The sequence below is a fragment of the Haloarcula sp. CGMCC 1.6347 genome, assembly GCF_037078395.1.
Taxonomy (GTDB): domain Archaea; phylum Halobacteriota; class Halobacteria; order Halobacteriales; family Haloarculaceae; genus Haloarcula; species Haloarcula amylolytica.
Genome location: NZ_JAYMGX010000002.1, coordinates 954,059 through 971,474, shown reverse-complemented (window position 1 = coordinate 971,474; position 17,416 = coordinate 954,059). Strand labels below are relative to the sequence as shown.

Annotated in this window: 20 protein-coding genes; 10 read left to right on the top strand and 10 right to left on the bottom strand. The window is 60.3% G+C overall.

The features are described from left to right. Positions 1-99: 99 nt before the first annotated feature. Complete coding sequence (locus tag VI340_RS13450; protein ID WP_336358529.1) at positions 100-1,152, top strand: Cdc6/Cdc18 family protein; 1,053 nt, start codon at positions 100-102, stop codon at positions 1,150-1,152. Between the two features lie 153 nt (positions 1,153-1,305). Here VI340_RS13450 and VI340_RS13445 read toward each other — a convergent pair whose 3' ends face one another. Beyond that, entirely contained in the window at positions 1,306-2,622 is a 1,317-nt protein-coding gene (locus VI340_RS13445; RefSeq protein WP_336358528.1) for a pentapeptide repeat-containing protein, read from the bottom strand. A 272-nt stretch (positions 2,623-2,894) separates the two neighbouring features. On the opposite strand from VI340_RS13445, the gene VI340_RS13440 reads away from it, so the two are divergent. Beyond that, on the top strand, positions 2,895-3,131 hold the full coding sequence (locus VI340_RS13440) for a hypothetical protein (protein WP_336358527.1): 237 nt from the start codon (positions 2,895-2,897) through the stop codon (positions 3,129-3,131). A 7-nt stretch (positions 3,132-3,138) separates the two neighbouring features. Here VI340_RS13440 and VI340_RS13435 read toward each other — a convergent pair whose 3' ends face one another. Next, on the bottom strand, positions 3,139-3,405 hold the full coding sequence (locus VI340_RS13435) for a PhiH1 repressor (protein WP_336358526.1): 267 nt from the start codon (positions 3,403-3,405) through the stop codon (positions 3,139-3,141). A 338-nt stretch (positions 3,406-3,743) separates the two neighbouring features. Here VI340_RS13435 and VI340_RS13430 point away from each other — a divergent pair, with 338 nt between their 5' ends. Continuing rightward, positions 3,744-3,866 carry a hypothetical protein gene (locus VI340_RS13430; protein ID WP_255359480.1) on the top strand — a complete coding sequence of 41 codons (123 nt, stop codon included), beginning with the start codon at positions 3,744-3,746 and terminating at the stop codon, positions 3,864-3,866. After that, entirely contained in the window at positions 3,863-4,885 is a 1,023-nt protein-coding gene (locus VI340_RS13425; protein WP_336358525.1) for a tyrosine-type recombinase/integrase, read from the top strand. The genes VI340_RS13430 and VI340_RS13425 overlap by 4 nt, the downstream gene beginning before the upstream one ends. 162 nt (positions 4,886-5,047) lie before the next feature. Here VI340_RS13425 and engB read toward each other — a convergent pair whose 3' ends face one another. Beyond that, the gene (gene engB, locus VI340_RS13420) at positions 5,048-5,665 is read right to left on the bottom strand and encodes a GTP-binding protein EngB (RefSeq protein ID WP_008307583.1); all 618 of its coding nucleotides are present in this window, start codon (positions 5,663-5,665) and stop codon (positions 5,048-5,050) included. Positions 5,666-5,812: 147 nt separating this feature from the next. Here engB and VI340_RS13415 point away from each other — a divergent pair, with 147 nt between their 5' ends. Both VI340_RS13415 and VI340_RS13410 read left to right on the top strand, forming a co-directional pair. Further along, a complete protein-coding gene (locus VI340_RS13415; protein WP_336329384.1) occupies positions 5,813-7,093 on the top strand; it encodes a TIGR00341 family protein in 1,281 nt (426 codons plus the stop codon). A 61-nt stretch (positions 7,094-7,154) separates the two neighbouring features. Then, entirely contained in the window at positions 7,155-7,868 is a 714-nt protein-coding gene (locus VI340_RS13410) for an SIMPL domain-containing protein (RefSeq protein ID WP_336329383.1), read from the top strand. A 197-nt stretch (positions 7,869-8,065) separates the two neighbouring features. On the opposite strand, the gene VI340_RS13405 is transcribed toward VI340_RS13410, so the two are convergent. Next, the gene (locus VI340_RS13405) at positions 8,066-9,061 is read right to left on the bottom strand and encodes an NOG1 family protein (protein WP_008307588.1); all 996 of its coding nucleotides are present in this window, start codon (positions 9,059-9,061) and stop codon (positions 8,066-8,068) included. A gap of 94 nt (positions 9,062-9,155) precedes the next feature. On the opposite strand from VI340_RS13405, the gene VI340_RS13400 reads away from it, so the two are divergent. Next, entirely contained in the window at positions 9,156-9,473 is a 318-nt protein-coding gene (locus VI340_RS13400; protein ID WP_336329382.1) for an ASCH domain-containing protein, read from the top strand. Between the two features lie 14 nt (positions 9,474-9,487). Here the strand turns inward: VI340_RS13400 and VI340_RS13395 are convergent, their stop codons facing one another. After that, complete coding sequence (locus VI340_RS13395; RefSeq protein ID WP_008307591.1) at positions 9,488-10,588, bottom strand: sensor histidine kinase; 1,101 nt, start codon at positions 10,586-10,588, stop codon at positions 9,488-9,490. Positions 10,589-10,807: 219 nt separating this feature from the next. On the opposite strand from VI340_RS13395, the gene VI340_RS13390 reads away from it, so the two are divergent. Next, positions 10,808-10,939 (top strand): hypothetical protein, encoded by a 132-nt coding sequence (locus VI340_RS13390; protein WP_275039403.1) that lies wholly within the window; start codon positions 10,808-10,810, stop codon positions 10,937-10,939. Positions 10,940-10,944: 5 nt separating this feature from the next. Here the strand turns inward: VI340_RS13390 and VI340_RS13385 are convergent, their stop codons facing one another. From VI340_RS13385 to pdxT, 3 genes are all read right to left on the bottom strand, one after another. After that, positions 10,945-12,882, bottom strand: coding sequence for a response regulator (locus VI340_RS13385; protein ID WP_008307595.1), 1,938 nt, complete (start codon positions 12,880-12,882; stop codon positions 10,945-10,947). 63 nt (positions 12,883-12,945) lie between these two features. Further along, the gene (gene hisE / locus VI340_RS13380; protein ID WP_008307596.1) at positions 12,946-13,242 is read right to left on the bottom strand and encodes a phosphoribosyl-ATP diphosphatase; all 297 of its coding nucleotides are present in this window, start codon (positions 13,240-13,242) and stop codon (positions 12,946-12,948) included. Positions 13,243-13,278: 36 nt separating this feature from the next. Continuing rightward, on the bottom strand, positions 13,279-13,872 hold the full coding sequence (gene pdxT, locus VI340_RS13375; protein WP_008307597.1) for a pyridoxal 5'-phosphate synthase glutaminase subunit PdxT: 594 nt from the start codon (positions 13,870-13,872) through the stop codon (positions 13,279-13,281). A 165-nt stretch (positions 13,873-14,037) separates the two neighbouring features. Here pdxT and VI340_RS13370 point away from each other — a divergent pair, with 165 nt between their 5' ends. Next, positions 14,038-15,072 (top strand): PrsW family intramembrane metalloprotease, encoded by a 1,035-nt coding sequence (locus VI340_RS13370; RefSeq protein ID WP_336358524.1) that lies wholly within the window; start codon positions 14,038-14,040, stop codon positions 15,070-15,072. On the opposite strand, the gene VI340_RS13365 is transcribed toward VI340_RS13370, so the two are convergent. Further along, the gene (locus VI340_RS13365) at positions 15,069-15,647 is read right to left on the bottom strand and encodes a riboflavin synthase (protein ID WP_336358523.1); all 579 of its coding nucleotides are present in this window, start codon (positions 15,645-15,647) and stop codon (positions 15,069-15,071) included. The two genes, VI340_RS13370 and VI340_RS13365, sit on opposite strands and share 4 nt — an antisense overlap. A 128-nt stretch (positions 15,648-15,775) precedes the next feature. On the opposite strand from VI340_RS13365, the gene VI340_RS13360 reads away from it, so the two are divergent. Further along, the gene (locus VI340_RS13360) at positions 15,776-15,922 is read left to right on the top strand and encodes a hypothetical protein (protein ID WP_008307600.1); all 147 of its coding nucleotides are present in this window, start codon (positions 15,776-15,778) and stop codon (positions 15,920-15,922) included. Here the strand turns inward: VI340_RS13360 and VI340_RS13355 are convergent. Beyond that, the gene (locus VI340_RS13355) at positions 15,919-17,124 is read right to left on the bottom strand and encodes a phosphoglycerate kinase (RefSeq protein WP_008307602.1); all 1,206 of its coding nucleotides are present in this window, start codon (positions 17,122-17,124) and stop codon (positions 15,919-15,921) included. The two genes, VI340_RS13360 and VI340_RS13355, sit on opposite strands and share 4 nt — an antisense overlap. Between the last annotated feature and the right edge of the window lie 292 nt (positions 17,125-17,416).

Genomic DNA, 17,416 nt, shown 5'->3' with positions numbered 1-17,416 from the left:
ATTGACTACTGGTTAATTATATAATAAGTCTATAACGAAAGCCGCTCCCGGAAGTGTCGCACCAGTTTATATCCCCGCCTGTTCTCACCCTCACCCAGCATGATCGCCGACCCTGCTGTCTTTGATGACGAACACCTCCCGCGTCGTCTCCTCCATCGAGAAGCCGCTGTTGACCACCTATCTCGTGCGTGGGAACCGGCACTTGATGGTGATCAGGCCCACGACGTACTGATTCACGGTCCACCAGGTGTGGGGAAGACAGCGCTGACCAGACACTCACTACAGAAGCTCACTGGACACGCCGACGTTCAAACGGCCCATGTTCGCTGCCTCGGGAAAACGACCGCCGGTGTTGTCCGCTCTGTCCTTCACGATCTCCCCGGTAGTGACCCGTCGGTGAACGTCCCTCGCGAGGACCTTTGTATCCAGCTCCAAGAGCGCGTCACCAGTCCGGTGATCGTTGTCCTCGACGAGGCTGACGGTCTCCCATCGACTGATGCACTGGACCGGCTGGTAGATGTCGAGAACCTATCTGTCGTCGTTATCTGCCACGACCCAGATGAGTGGTTATCCCGACTTGATGGGAGACTCCGGCGGCGGCTGTCATTCGCGGAGTTCGGTCTGGACCGCTACAGTGTCGACGAGCTGGCGGACATTCTCGAAGCACGGGCGAACCTCGGGCTTCCGTCGGAGTCAGTTACCCGCGAGCAGTTAGAAACAATTGCTGATGAGGTGGCCGGTGTTGCACGGAACGGAATACAGGCACTCCGACAAGCTGCACTTCGGGCGGAGGAACTGCAACACGACCGGATTACTGACAAGGATGTGAGCGAGTCGTTCGAACGGGCGCGACGGCATATCCGCGAGCTGAATCTGGAGTCACTGCCGTTCCATCATCAACTACTGTACGAACTGATCCGTATGGGCGATGGGCTGGAGGCAGGGGAACTGCATGATCGGTACGACGCTATCGCCGACCAGGCATACCGTGGACGTGAGCAAACACCGATTTCGGAGCGGGCCCGGCGGACAAAGCTCTCGAAACTGGTGGAGTACGATTTGAGTGAAGTGAAGGGAGAGAACCGACACCGAGTGTATCGAGTTTGTGATCGAGAGGTAGTAGCTCAGATTGTGTTGAATTACGCTATTTGATTCAACAACCGCTGCTCTTGCACTATAGCCTGCGAATGACATCTGGCAGAGGAGTAAGAATCAAATATGCTGTGTGATAATCGAAAACGGTGGTTCATGCAGGTAGCAGCGTTTTCGTGGGTGAATACAGCGCGCAAATCGCTCAAATATTATTTAGTTATTTTCGTTGTCCATTTCGGAAGGATCAGTATCATCCAATACTTCCTCAACCCGCTCCAAGCCATTCGCAAGATCCTCTATGCCATCACCTATAGAATTTAGTTCAACATGTACCTTTGCAGGACCGGCTGTTAGTGACATAGTCCCTCCGGATAGGATTAGTGACGTTACTAATACAACTCCTATCCCAGAAGCGACAATCGTCAGCGGACTCTTTTTCTCAATTGACAATAATTCGATTTCATATCTCTTGTTTGGAATGCTTATGTCAGGATTGGACTCTAAAACGTTCCAGATAGAGTCTTTCTGGTCCTCTAGCTGATAATAATCTACACTGGTGTATTGTTCAATGATATCGTGGTTTTCTGCTATTATACTATACATTAAATTAAGATTCTGAATAAAGTTATATAATTCGAGATCAGATAGACTCTCGTTCGATTTAAATCGAATACGGACTTGGGAAGAAGTCGAACCATCCTCAAAAAGGGAATCTAGTGGGAAAATCGCCCCACCAACTTGTTCTCTTTTTATTGGGGTCCTCGAAATATGGACATTAGAGAAATCTGCTTTCTTCAATTTTGCTCCCGCTAGAGAAGTACGAACAACCCGGGCACTGCTCAAATCTGCCCCTCTAAGATCTGTCCTACTAAAATCTGCACACCATAGATTTGCGTTTGATAGATCAACTCCTGAAAAATCTCCATTAGTACAATTAGCATTCCAGAGATCTGTTTCTGACATGTCCACGCCGTTTAAAATAGCGCGACGAAGATTCACGCCCGCCATCACTGACCGCGTAAATGAATTATCCCTCAAGTCTAAATCGCTAAAATCAGCCCCAGTCAACCTGACATTAACAAAGTCTATCTCAGAGAAGTCTACATTGTTAAACCCACAATTAGTAAGATCAGAGCCTGTAAATATCGTGTCATGAATTGTTGCCCCATCAAATTTCGTCCCTTGAATTTCAGCCCCTCTAAAACTCACAGAATTTAAGTGTGAATCATGAAAGTCCACATTATTCAGACTGCACTGCTCAAAGGATATTTCTCCGTCTACTGAGATCTGTTTCAGTATTGCTCCGTCCAATAGTTCTGGTCCATCAGAACGTTGTTCTCGCAATTCAGAAATAGGTTTATTTTCTTCATCAGCATGCCAAATGCACCGGTCCCTCCCTTCCCACAGGGGGCGTCCGCAGTATCCAGATATCTCATACCTTTGATAAATGTGTGCACACCCTTGAATCGGATTAGTATCAATATCTTGTCCAATCCCTTCCTGAGATGTTCCTGTTGTAGATTTACTCATTTTAACCCCAAAATCGAACGCCAAGTCAATAAATTAACATGGTTAATCTCCTTCTGATAGGGAGGTTACGACGTTTGTTGTTTTGAATTGGCCAGAAAATCAGTATTTCTTCAGAATCCTCAGAAGGGCATTGACTCACTATGCCTTGTTGGAGTGTCCAAATCATATTTTAGAATGAGCAACAGTGAGTTTCGATGACGGGAACATCCCTCCTTTTTCTCCCGGAAGTATAGCACCTTTTTAACCCGTTTCTTCCCCTCGGTCCACAGTGTATGGAAGGAACAATTGAAGTCTACACTGGTGAAGAGGTGAGCGTTGAACACATCAAAGCCCTCGGAGATGGTGGGGCACGGTTCGACATTACCGCTGAAGACGGCCGGAAGTGGCGCGTCGATCTTACCCGAGATGGTGACACAGAGATCGTGACGAGCTGGCGCGACGGCAAGTTAGCCGACCTTGAATTACCGGAGTGGGCCGGTGACGTGACGGCACGACTCGCGAGGGTCTAAGAGAATGTCAGTTGGCGTCTTCGACGGGATCGAGTTCGCTGGCGTCGAGTTCCTCGTCGAGATAGGCAGTACCCTCTTCGGTGATTCCATAGAGTCCGCGATGGACTTGTTCGAGCAGTCCGTATTCGGCCAGTTCACTACATCGGCTACTGGCGTGTTGTCGGACTGGCCCGCCCTTGGCTTCGATAGCAGACGGCGTGAGGTTCCCATACTCTCGGATGAGTTCGAGGATTCGATCATCCGAGGGAACCATCCAGTCCGCCTGTTTTCGCATGGTATCGGAATCTCGCGTTGCAGGACTCATAGAATCACCGATGACCAGTATTTAACGACGAGAAAACTTGAATCTACTTACATTCGTCAATCAGCAATTAACAATCGTCAGTAAACTATTTCAAGAAGGCGGTTTAATCAGCGTTTGACCTGCCCATCTGGACCTGCAAAGGTCCGGCGTGCTGGAACACGCCGGGTGGGTCGATTCCCCTGCGAGGGATTTGAACGACCCATGAAGTACGAGAGCAAGCGGGCTATTGAAAGTAGCCCAACGACCAGCGGTATAGCCAGTCGACCAGCCTGCGGAGACCGGTACGTCCCGTCTGGAGGTGCGGTTGCGTGAGCGACCGCGTCATCGAAGACGTGGATAAATGCGAAACGGACGGCTGTGAGAACTTCTGCTATCCCGGTGAATCCCGCTGTCTGGGCTGTTACCGGAAGCGAAAACGGGGGCAAGCATGAGCGAGGATCTGATGGATCTCTCGCCGGAGGAAGGTATCGAGCGGTTCCTCCGACACCGCGAACCCTCCGTCCGCGAGAGTACGATGCGAAACGCGAAGACGCGACTCCGGTTCTTCAACGAATGGTGTGAGGAACGTGATATCGAGAACCTGAACAACCTTACCGGCCGCGACTTGGCTGATTTCGTGGCATGGCGACGGGGAGACATCGCGGCGCTGACCCTCCAGAAACAACTCTCGACGATTCGCGAAGCGCTCCGATACTGGGCCGACATCGAGGGCGTCGACGATGGGCTGGCCGAGAAGGTCCATGCCCCCGAGCTGCCCGACGGAGCCGAAAGCCGTGAGGTTCACCTGAGCGCAGACCGGGCACACCGGATACTCGACTTTCTTCACGACTACCGTTACGCAAGCCGGGACCACGTTGTCTTCCTGATTCTGTGGAAGACGGCGATGCGCCGGTCGGCCCTTCGGTCACTGGACGTTGACGATCTTCGTCCCGACGACTACGCGCTGGTACTGGAGCACCGAATCGACGAGGGAACGAAACTCAAGAACGGTGAAGACGGCGAGCGGTGGGTCTACCTCGGTCCGAGTGATTACCAGGTCGTCGACGATTACCTCGACAACCCCGACCGCTACGAACGGACTGACGACTACGGCCGCAAGCCACTCATCACCTCGCAGCACGGCCGGCCCACAGGTGATACCATCTACAAGTGGGTGAACAAGCTCACCCAGCCGTGCGTTCTCAATGGGTGTCCCCACGACGCTAATCCGTCGGACCCGTCGACCTGCGAGGCACTGGGTTCGCGTGCGGCCCACAGTAAGTGCCCGTCTTCTCGGTCACCTCACGGACTCCGGCGCGGCAGTATCACGTACCACCTGAACAGCGACGTATCTCCGGAGATCGTCAGCGAGCGATGCGACGTATCGCTCGAAGTGCTGTACGAGCACTACGACGTGCGGACGAATCAGGAGAAAATGGCGGTTCGAAAGAAGCAACTGGAGCGAATCTAACATGAACGTTACCAAACACAACCCCCCGTTGTCGTGTAAATTTCAGACTACTACCCGGCGAGTCCATGCCGACTTTTCATTGTTCCGAAGGGCCCCTGAGTACGGCTCGAAGCTACTGCAGACCGATCACGAACCCAGAAACCGCTGCATAGAGCCGGTGGATCAGAAGAACTGAAACAGGTCGTCCCGCTGGGCCTCGTGAAGGTGGTGCCGGACGGCCTCGTTCAGCGGCTCGACGGAGCCGCGCTTCGCGCTGATCGGCGCGATAGTCTCCTGCCACTGTTGCCATGGCGGGTGCAGTCCGAGTCGGTCACAGAGTTCGTTCAAGCGGTCGTCCTTGTCGTCGACCTTGTCCATCTTGTTGACGGCGACGACGGGTTCGACGCCCACTTCTCGGAGGAAGTGAAACATCTCCACGTCGTGTGGGATCTCGTCGGGGCCGGAGTGGCGGTCGATGATGTCGATGACCGACTTGCCGTCCACGACGAGGATGCCGACGAGGATGTTCTCGGCGTTCCGCTCGACGTACTGGACCACGTCGGTCTTGATTTCCTCGCGGACGTCTTCGGGGACGCCTTTCATGTACCCGAAGCCGGGGAGGTCACTGATGACGAAATCGGCGCTGGCCCAGTCGAAGTGGTTGGGCGAACGCGTGACACCGGGTCGCTGGCCCGTGTCGAACGTGTGGCCCGTTATCTCGCGCATCAACGTCGATTTCCCGACGTTTGACCGACCGACGAGCACCACCTCGGCGTCCCGGTCCGGTCGTGATTCGAACATACCCCGTGTACTCCGCCGGCGGGGAAAAGCGCGTCCGTTTCCCGAGGACCGACTGTTTCGCGATTCATAGCCGCGTCTCGCTCCAGTTCTGCACCCGGGACCCGCTAACTAGCCGCTTTTTTACCCTCGCGGGTCCCACCCGGAGCCGTGCGGCTGGTACAGATACTGATTCCGACCGGAAAGCGCGACGCCGTTCTGGGCGTGTTGGCCGAGGAGGGCATCGACTACGTGCTCACCGACGAGACGAGCGGGCGGGAGTTCACCGCTGTCGTCACCTTTCCAGTCCCGACCAACGCACTCGAACCAGTCCTCGAAGAGCTGCGGGACGTCGGTATCAACGACGACGGCTATACGGTCGTCGTGGACGCGAACACCGTCATCTCCAGTCAGTTCGACGAGCTAGAGGAGACGTACGCCGAGGAGGAAGACGAAGACCGCATCGCGCGAGAGGAACTCACCTCGAAGGCAAACGACCTCGCTCCCTCGATGTCGAACTACGCGCTCATGACCATCATCAGCGCGATTATCGCGACTGCCGGGCTCCTGCTCGACTCCCCGGCCGTCGTCGTCGGCTCGATGGTCATCGCGCCGCTCATCGGCCCGGCGATGACCGCCAACGTCGGCACCGTTGTCGACGACCACGAGATGTTCATTCAGGGCGTCAAACTCCAGGCCGTCGGGCTCGGACTCGCCGTAGCAAGCGCGACTGTTTTCGCCCTGCTGGTCCGGTACGCCAACGTCATCCCGCCGCTCGCCGACGTGACCACGGTCGGCCAGATACGCGAGCGGGTCGCCCCCGACTTCCTCTCGCTGATCGTCGCGCTCGGCGCTGGCGCGGCCGGTGTCGTCAGCCTCACCAGCGGCGTCTCGACGGCACTGGTCGGCGTCATGATCGCCGTCGCGCTCATCCCGCCGGCGGCCACGGTCGGCATCGGTATCGCGTGGGGCCAGCCGCTCGTCAGTCTCGGGTCCGCCGTGCTCCTGCTGGTGAACGTCCTCTCGATCAACCTCGCAGTGCTCGTCGGGCTCTGGTACCAGGGCTACCGCCCGGAACACTGGTTCCAGGAGAGCGACGCACGGTCGGCGACTGTCAAACGAATCGGCGTCCTCGTCCTGTCGATACTCGTCCTGTCGGCGTTCCTGGGCGGCGTCACCTTCGACTCCTACCAGCAGGCGACGACGGAGTCGGACATCCGCGACGCCATCCAGGGCAGCGTCGACCCGCCGGCTCGCGTGCTGACGGTCGAAATCGAGTACACCAACACTGCGATATTCCAACAGCCGCGCCGCGTCATCGTCACCGTCGGTCTGCCGCCGGACGCGGAGCAGCCACTGCTTGTCGACCAACTGGATGCTCTGGCTGATGACGCGGCCGGCCGAGACGTTGCGACGGAAGTTCGCTACGTCACTGTCGAACGGAACGGCTGACGCTCAAAGCCGACTTTGAGCGTTCGACGATGTAAATACCACTGGGTGTGTCGGAGACGATATGGTATCACGACCACTCGCAATCGCTGGTGTGCTGGCACTGCTCGTCGCCGGCGGCGTCGGGTTCGCACTCGCGGACACCGGGGCCGTCGCGCCGTCGACGAATTCGACCGTGAGCGTCAACGCTGACGCGACCGTCGAACGCGCGCCCGACCGTGCAACCGTCACCGTCGCCGCCGTGGGCCGCGGTGAGACTGCCGAAGCAGCGCGCAACAACCTCAGCGGTGACGCCGACGCCATTACGTCGGCGCTGGAAGACGAGGGCGCGAACGTGACCTCCTCGCGGTTCCAGGTCCGCCCCGAGTACGAGGAGAGTCGAGAGGGCCGCGAACAGGTCGGCTACGTGGCGATCCACACCGTCGAAGCCGAGACGAGCAACGTTTCGACTGCCGGGACACTCATCGATGCCGCAGTCGACGCCGGCGCGGACCGCGTCGAGGGCGTGCGCTACTCCTTGAGCGAGGAGACGCGACAGGCCGCTCGCGAGGAAGCCCTGACGACCGCGATGGACAACGCCCGAACGGACGCCGAAGTCGTCGCCGCTGCGGAGGATCGGTCCGTCGGTGACGCCGTCACGGTCCAGACCAGCGACCACGGCCGCGCCGTCGTGTACGCGGAAGCGATGGCCGCCAGTGATGCCGGCGGACGGACGAGCATCCAGCCCGGCGATGTCACTGTCGACGCCTCTGTCAGTGTCTCGTACGAACTAGAATAAGCCGTTCTGACTCGCCACTGCGGTTCCTTGTTCGGCGTTTTCAAAGACACTGCCTGTTGGTGACCGCAGTCCTCGCGGGTCGCTTCGCTCCCCGCTCGGAGTGTTCGAGACGCCTCCCGTTGGTGACCGCAGTCCTCGCGGGTCGCTTCGCTCCCCGCTCGGAGTGTTCGAGACGCCTCCCGTTGGTCGGCGTCTCGCTACTCGTCAAACGGCAGTTCGATCTCGTACCCCACCGCGTCGATAGCGGCCTGCAACACGCCGTCGACGTTGTCGTCTTCGGTGACGCTCATGTAGTGGTCGGCCTCGACGTCCGTCGAGAGGTCGCTCTTGTTCGCAATCGTCAGTACGGGCACGTCGAAGCGCGCTTCGATGTCGTTGCGCAGTTCCAGTTGGTCCGCGAGCGGGTAACCACACTCGCCGCTGGGGTCGACGAACACGAGAACGGCGTCGGCGAGGTGTTCGAGCGCGCTCACGGCCTGTGATTCGATCTCATTGCGGTCCTCCGGCGGCCGGTCGAGCAGGCCGGGGGTGTCGACGAGCTGATAGCGGATACGCTGGTCCTCGAAGTGCCCGACGCGGATCTGCGTCGTCGTGAACGGATACGAGGCGATCTCGTTGTCGGCCCGCGTGACGCGGTTGACGAACGACGACTTGCCGACGTTGGGGTAGCCGGCGACGACGATGGCCGGCTCGTCCGGTCGGATGTCGGGGATGTCTTTGAGGGCGTTGTGCGCCGTCGAGATGGCGGCGAGGTTGTCTTCGACCTCCTCGACCACGTCGGCGATACGGGCGAACGCCTGCTTGCGGAGCTTCCGGGCGGTGTCGATGTCGCCGCGGGCGACGCGGCTCTCGTACTCCTGGCGGATCTCGACGACCTTGTCGGCGGCCCACGAAACCTCTGCGAGGTGCTGTTTCAGCGCGTCGATACCGGGGTCGTTGTCTGCGGGGTAGGCTTCGCCGATGACCGCGTCGGCGAGTTCGATATAGAAGGGGTCCAGATCGTCGATCGTCGGCCACGCCGTCACCACGTTCTCCATGTTGTCGGAGGCGATGTTCGACGCCGTCATCAGCATCGACTGCTGGGCTTCGTTCCCGTCCTTGGCCCCGCCGGCGCGCGACGCCCGCGAGAAGGCTTTGTCCACGAGCTCCTCGGCGGTGGGCGTCGTCGGCAGACCCTCGAAGGGATGGCTCATAGGTCACGTTGACGTCCGGAGCGTAAAAGCGCATTCAATCGCTCCCCAAACTGTTGCGAGTCACGTTTTTGAGCGTCCCGACCGCAGTTCCGGTATGGCACACATCGACGCCGGCGAGATTCTCCCCAACGACCACGTCCAGCAGATGGCCGCCGAGGGACGGGTCACCCAGATGCACCGCGGCCACCAGTACGCCGACGAGGGCGACACGTTCGAGATCGACGGCACCGAGTTCGCGGTGACAGACGTAACACACCGGACACTGGGCGACATGACCGACGAGGACGCACAGCGTGAGGGGTCGGAAGACCTCGACGCGTACAAAGAGCGGATGAAGAAAGTCCACGGCAGCTTCGAGTGGGACGACGACAGCGAGGTCGTCCGGCATCGGTTCGCGCCAGTCGAAGAATAACCGCGGTCACCCGGTCAGGGCGCGAACTCGACACCAGTTATTTCGAACCGCGCGCCGCCGCTCTCACTGCTTGTCGCCCGGATACGCCAGCCGTGAGCTCCCGCGATCTCCTTGACTATCGCAAGTCCGAACCCCGTCCCGCCATCTCCTGTCGTGTAGCCGCTCTCGAACACCGTTTCCCGGTCGATTTCGGGGATTCCGGGGCCGTCGTCCTCGACGTAGAAGCCGGTCCCGTCGTCGAGTTCTCCAACCGTAATCGTCAGGTCAGGCTCACCGCCGTCAATGTCGTCGGCCCCCGTCCGACTGCCCGTGGAGCCATGCTCCACACTGTTCCGAAACAGGTTCTCGACGAGCTGTCGCAGCCGCTCCTGGTCAGCCATAATCGGCCGCATCGCTTCGGTTTCGAGCGCTGCGTTCCCAGTCCCGACAGTCGCCCAGCAGTCGGAACTCAGTGGCCCGATGTCGACGGGTTCGACGTCGCTTATTTGCTCGCCCTGCTGTGCGAGCGTCAGCAGGTCCTCGATGAGCGTATCGATCCGCTCGTGGGCGGTCCCGATAGCGTCGAGGTGCTCGCTGTCGTGGTCCGCCTGGGCCAGCTTGAGACGGCCACGCGCGACGCTGAGCGGGTTCCGGAGGTCGTGTGACAGGACGCCGGCGAACCGCTCTAACTGTTCGTTCTGTCGCTTGAGTTCTTGCTCCTGGGTTTCGAGCCGCTGTGTGTACGCTTCGAGCTGGTTCGTCCGTATGGTAGCCTTCGTCTCCTCGATACCGATTATTAGCCCACCGATGGAGCCGAGCATCAGCGCGATGGCCTGGGTCCCGTTCGCCCACTCGACAGTGACGCCCGGATGGAGGTCGCGCAGGAGGATGAACCCGAACATCACGGCGATACCGCCAAGCACCCACGCGATGATCCGCGGATAGTGGTGCTTAGTGATCTCGGACTGTGGCAGCCAGTAGCCCGTGTATATGAGCATGCCGCCCGGGCCGCCGATGAACAGCAGGTCGAGCAGCGCGAGCAGTATCGACCCGGTGGCTCGAAAGGCCAGCACCGCCTGAACGACCGCGAGCAGGATCAAGATCCCACCGGCCACAATGACCACGAACGGCAGCATAGATCTGTCCGATTTCGACGCCGCTCGTCGCCACAGCCCGGCGGAACCGGCACTTTCCGTGTTAGAATCCACGGTCAGACTAGGCTCCGAGCATAGATATTTTGGACTATTTTTACTGTAGGACTGTATTCGAGTGAATACAGCGCACGACTGCCCGCGAGCGGGCTGCCACCGCGCCGCAGACGACCCTTATCAACTACGGTAACTATCAGTAACTACATGACAGAGACGATGAGCAAGTCGAAAGCGGACGATCCGGAGCGGGCGCATCTCGCGGACGTTGCGGATGGCTGTGGCTGCACCGAAATCTGGGAGCACATGAGCGAAGCCCGCGACGCAGACGACAACTGAGCGCCCTATTCTTCCGATGCCACGTCGACGCCTGTAAACTCGAAGCGTGCGCCGCCGCTCTCACTTTCGGTGAGCGTGACCGTCCACCCGTGAGCAGTGGCGATCTGTGAGATTATCGAGAGTCCGAACCCGGTGCCGTCAGTCGTCGTCGAGTAGCCGCTTTCGAACACCCTCTCTCGGTCGGCTTCGGGGATGCCCGGGCCGTCATCCGAGACGGCGAACCCGCCCGGTATTTCGCTAATCGCCACTGTCACGCCTGGAGCGTCGTGTTTATCGGTACCGCCGGACTGCATCCGACTGTCCGTAGCGCTGTGCTCTACGGCGTTTCGGATCAGGTTCTCCAGTAATTGTTTGAGCCGCGTCATGTCCGCCTGTATCTTGCGGTCGGTGTCGACCACCAGTGCCGCGCCGTCGGTATCGACTACCTCCCAGCAGTCCTTGACTGCCGTCGCCAGTGCCACCGTTTCCATCTCCGCGACGCTGTCGCCGGTCCGGGCCAGCAACAGCAGGTCGTCAATCAACGCCTGCATCCGGTCGAGCGCCTGCTCTATCGCAACGATGTTGTCGTCGTCGCACTCTTCTCTCAGCGTACCCAGTCGGCCGATAGCGACGTTTAAGGGGTTGCGAAGGTCGTGACTGACGACTGTCGCGAACTGTTCCAGACGGTCGTTTTGCGTCGATAGTTCCTGCTCACGGTCACGGAGTTGTTTGTCGCGCTCGACAGCGGCGAGGGCCGCCTCCATGTTCGCCGCGAGGATGCGTCCAGCGACGATGTCTGCTTCGTCAAACGCGTCGATAGTCGCCGATGCGGCGATGAGAATGCCGTACTCCCCCAGTGGCAGATACAGTTCGCTGCGTATCGGCGTCTCGGGGTTCTGTACGTCTTCCTCCAACCGCACGTCAGGCACTGCGGTCGCCTCGCCGTGCTCGTACACCCGCCAGGCGATGCTGTCGCCCGGCTCGAATGTCGGGATATCACCGACCAACTGCCGGAGCGACGCGGTCGCGGCGACGGGTTCCAGTTGCCCATCGTCGTTGATGAGGTGGACGGCGTTCGCGTCGAGTCCGATAATCTCGGCGGCGGCGTTGACCCCGATACCGGCGACTTTGTTGCGGACTTCTGCGGCCATCAATTGCCGGGTGGCCTCGTGCAGCGCTTCGAGCCGCTGTTCGCGCTCGTCCGTATCGCCCCGGTCGCTGATGACCGAAACTGTGCCGTCTTCGCCGTCCCAGGTCACGTCACACGCCGTGACGCTGGCCTGCACTCTGTTGCCAGAGAGGGTCCGTATCGTCCGGCTGACTTGGCCGGCCGTCTGGCCGTTCTCGACGACGCGTTCAACGGTCTCGGTCCCGCCGTCCGTTGTCGGTTCGACGAGGTCGGTCAGTGGCCGGTCACAGAGGTCGTCGCTGTCTGCTGCGCCGAAAAACCCCACCGCCGCCGGGTTCGCATACACGACGGTGTCGGTCACGCTGACGAGGACCGCATCGCTCGTCACGTCGAGAATCCGTTTCGTCCGCTCCTGTGCGGTATCGGCCGTTGCTTTCGCTCTGACTCGTTCGACTGCGTTTCGGACTCGTTCCGCGAGCACGGCGTACTGCTGGGACCCATGTCTTTTTTGAATATAGTCAGTGACACCGGCCGAGACTGCCTCGCTTGCGAGTGACTCGCTCCCCTGACTGGTAAATAACAGGAACGGCATATCCGGGTCTCTGGCGCGGACCGCCTCCAGAAACTCCAGCCCGTCGATGCCGGGCATGTCGTAGTCGCTGACGATGCAGTCCACGTCGTGCTCGTCCAGATATGACAGTCCGTCCGTAGCGCTCGTGACCCCGGTGGCGTCGATCGCCTCGTCGTTGCGTTCGAGATGTGTCGCGATCAGGTCTGCGTACGACGGTTCGTCATCGACACAGAGGACTGTAACGCCCGACGCCACATGGCCCATACCCCTGATAGGAACTGTGTCCGTGTCAATCTGTCGCGGCCTCTCACCTGGTGACGGATCGTCTCACCGCCGCTTGGCCAACTCCGCCCGCAAATCGTCGACGTCCATGTCCTTCATCGACAACAGGACGAGCAGGTGATAGACGATATCGGCCGATTCGTGGGCGAGCTCATCGGTGTCGTCGTCTTTAGCTGCTAGAATCAACTCCGTCGTCTCCTCGCCGAGCTTCTCCAGCACGGCGTTTTCGCCCTTCTCGTGGGTGAACAGCGACGCCGTGTAGGAGTCTTCGGGAAGGTTCGCCTTGCGGTCCTCGATGACAGCGAACAGTTCGTCGATAACGTCGCCGGTGTCGTCGCTCATAGCCGCCGTTCGGTCAGCGGGGCCTTCAGGCCGTCGCTACGACTCCACCGAGTCGAAAAAGGCCAGGTCGTGGATGCGCGGGTCCTCGGTCAGTTCGGGGTGGAACGACGTGCCGACGACCGGTCCCTCACGGACCGCGACTGGGTGGTCGTCCCACGTCGCCAGCACTTCGACGTCCGTGCCGACGTAGTCGATGACCGGTGCGCGGATGAACACCGCCGGGAACGGGTCGTCGAGACCCTCGACCGCCAGTGGGGCCTCGAAGCTGTCCTTCTGTCGCCCGAACGCGTTGCGCTCGACGGAGACGTCGATGACGTTCAGCGTGTCGACGCGGTCGTCCTGTGCGTCGCTCGCGCTGACGATGAGCCCGGCACACGTCGCCAGCACCGGCTTGCCGGCTTCGACGTGGGACTGGATTTCGTCGGCGATGCCCTCCCGGTGGATGAGCCGCGATATCGTGGTCGATTCCCCGCCCGGTAGCAACAGCACATCGCAGTCGGGGACGACTCCGGACTCGCGTATCTCGACGACCTCCGCCGTCTGGTCGTGGGCCGCTGCCGCCCGCCTGATCGCGTCTCCGTGTTCAGAGACATCGCCCTGAACAGCGAGTACACCCGCACGTAGCGTCATACGTCACCGTTAGTGAGCCTGTGCGAAAAGCCTCTCGTCTCCTCTGCAAAGATCCGGTAGCAGGGCCGTCTCTGGCTCCTCCGGCGTCGTCTACGACGCCGTTCAGTGTCCCTTCGGATATAGTCGAACCAAACGGTTAGGTGAGGCGGCCTGTAGACGTGGCACATGGGAAAGCGACGGCAGGACCCGGTCGAGGTAAACGCGGACGGGTCGGCAGACCTCTATGAGATATCGACTTGGGAGCCCCGGTCGAGGCTGGACCGGTTCGCCCACTGGCTCTACCACATCGGAATACGGACGCTGCGGTATCTGGTCATCCTTGCAGCCATTCTGATCCTCCTCCTGCAGGTCGCGTTCGGGAGCCTCGGCGCGCTCAGCGACCAGCCGCTGTTTGCCGGGATGGCCATCCTCTCTGCCGTGCCGGCGCTCGGACTCGCGGCCTACATCTACTACGCCGACGTGACCACCCAGGAGCCGCTGACGCTGCTCGTGGGGACGTTCCTCCTCGGTGTGCTGTTCGCCGGCTTTGCGGGCGTGCTCAACGGCATCTTCGGTGCGCCGATACAGGCTATCGGTTCCGGATTCGGTCTGGTGCCGTTTCTCGGCCAGGTGTTCTTCTTCTTCCTCATCGTCGGTCCTGTCGAGGAGACGGTGAAACTGCTGGCGGTACGCCTGTACGCCTTCCGTGACAACCGCTTCGACGCCGTCGTCGACGGTGCGGTGTACGGCGCTGTCGCCGGTCTCGGCTTTGCGACTATCGAAAACGCGCTGTACATCACACAGAACGCCGAGATGGCTACCGGGACGGTCGAGTTACTCGCCGCGAGCAGCGACATCACCGCGATCAGAGCGCTCGCGGGGCCGGGTCACGTCATCTACTCGGCCTTCGCCGGCTACTACCTCGGGCTGGCGAAGTTCAACCCCGACGACGCCGGCCCGATCGTTCTGAAAGGGCTGCTCATTGCTTCGCTCATCCACGCCGTCTACAACACGCTGGCCGGCCCGGTGACAGCTATTCTGGCTGGCATCTATAATGTCGACTTCCTCGTTGCCTTCTTCGGGTTCGTCATCGTGTACGACTCGATTTTCGGCCTGCTGTTGCTGAAGAAAGTTCACGCCTACCGGCAGGCGTACAAGCGCGCTCACGAGGACCCGGACGAGACTGCGCTTCGCCCGGAACAGACCGAGTTCGACCCCTAGACCAACTGTTCGACGTATTTCGCGACCACGTCGACCTCCAGGTGGACTGGTTCGCCGACCGACTTCTCGGACAGCGTCGTCTCGGCGTACGTCGTCGGGATGATCGCCACGTCGAACTCCTCGGAGCGACGGTCGGCGACGGTCAGGCTGATGCCGTCGACCGTTATCGACCCTTTCTGAACCAGATAGTCCCGGTGGGCCTCGGGCAGGGAGAAGGTGAACGTCCAGTCCTCGCCTTCCTGTTCGATACCGACAATCTCGGTCGTCGTGTCGACGTGGCCCTGGACGATGTGGCCGTCGAACCGGCCGTCCGCGGGCATCGCCCGTTCGAGGTTCACCTGGTCGCCGCCCGAAAGGTCGTCGAAGAACGTCCGAGCGAGGGTTTCCCGGGCGAGAAACACCTCAAACCACTCGCCGTCGGCCGCCTTCTCGACGGTGAGACAGACGCCGCTGACGCTGATCGACTGCCCGTGGTCGAGTCCCTCGAACGGCGCGCCGATCCGCATCCGACGCCCGCCCTCGTCGTCAATAACCGCCTGCACCTCGCCGGTCGTCTCGACGATTCCGGTGAACATACCCCAGATACAGCACGGCTGGCGGAAAGCACTTCGCTTCCCGGAGACGCAATATAGACTCGGAACCGAGTAATTACTTACAACATCCTGGCGGAAGGAATTTATTCTCGCCGCTGGTAGCGCGGTGTATGGCAGCTACGCCCGACGCTGACCACGACTGGACTGGCCGTCACGCACGGACGGAACCGACCGAAACCGGGCGAATCGTCGAGGTGCCTGACGAACTAATCGAGGACTGGGACCTGCGACACGCGGAGACGAAAGGCCGCAGTTAACGCTGTAGCGCTTCGACGCCGACCAGTTCCGCGCCGGTCAGCGCCCGGATGTAGGCCCCGCCCGCGATAGAGACGTGGCCGAATTCGTCTTCTTCCATCCCGTACATCTCGATAGCTCGTGAGGTGTCGCCGCCGCCGACGACGGAGAAGCAGTCGGTGTCGGCGATGGCTTCGAGCACGCCTGCGGTGCCGACAGAGAACCGCTCGTCCTCGAACATCCCCAGCGCGCCCTTCACGAAGACGGCCTCGGAGTCGCGGATGATCGGCGAGTACTCCATGACGGTCTCGCTGCCGACGTCGAGGTAGGAGACGCTTTTCTCCTCGATATCGTCGACAGCCTGCTCGGCGCGGTCGCCGTTCTCGTCCTCGTAGGCCAGGTCGACCGCGAGCGTGATCTGGTCGCGGTGGTCTTCGAGCATGGACTCGATCTTCTCGCTGTTTTGCTCCCACTGCTCGTCGTAGAGGTTCGCGTCGTCGATGTCGTAGCCGACCGGGTAGCCAGCGGCCCGGAGGAACAGTTCCCCGGCGATGCCGCCCAGCAGGAAGTCGTCGACCTTCTCGTCGAGGTGGGTCATGACGTCGATGACGTCGGTGGCCTTCGTCCCGCCGACGACCATCGTCACCTGCCCGTCGAACTCCTTCTCGGCGATGGCGGTGTTGGCCTCGTACTCGGTTTCCATCACGCGGCCGGCGTAGGCGTCCATGACTAGCGGGAAGCCCACCAGCGAGGCGTGTGAGCGGTGGGCCGCCGAGTAGGCGTCGTTGATGTAGGCGTCGAACTCCCCGGCCAGCGTCTGGACGAACTCCGTCTGTGACTTGATTTCGGGGTCCTCCTCGGGCAGTTCGTCGTCGCACATCCGCGTGTTCTCCAGAACGAGTACGTCGCCGCCGTCGAGAGCCGCGATGTCGTGAATCGCCTGCGGCCCATAGGTCTCGTCGACGAAGTCCACGTCGTGGTCGATGTGTTCCGCGAGGATGTCGGCGTGTTGCTCGAGTGAGACGAAATCGTCGCGACCCGGGCGGCCCTGGTGAGCCAGCACCGCGATCTCGAACCCGCGGTCGACCAGTTCGCTGATCGTCTCCGCGTGGCGGTCGAACCGTCGATTGTCCTGTACTGTGCCGTCCTCCACCGGTGAGTTGAGATCGAGTCGAACGAGGACGCGCTGTCCGTCGTCGAGGTCGTCGAGCGTCTGGAAGGTCATCACTCGGGAGGAAACCTGCCGACCGCTTAACGGTTTCCGAGTCCGATAGCGGCCGGTTCGCCCGGCCGAGCCATACCGTCACTACGCCTTCTGCCTCGGCTACTGACTCGGAAAGGGAGAGAAGGGATGGGGTGGGAGTGAGTGGTGGTCCCTCGTCCGCTGTACCCAACTGTGGGTCACGGGCTGTCGACTGCGGATACGGCTGACTGCGCCGACACACAGAGCCGACCAGTTGTGTGGAACTGATTCACACTCTGTGTGTACCAAGATGTTTTGCGAACAATCGTGATAA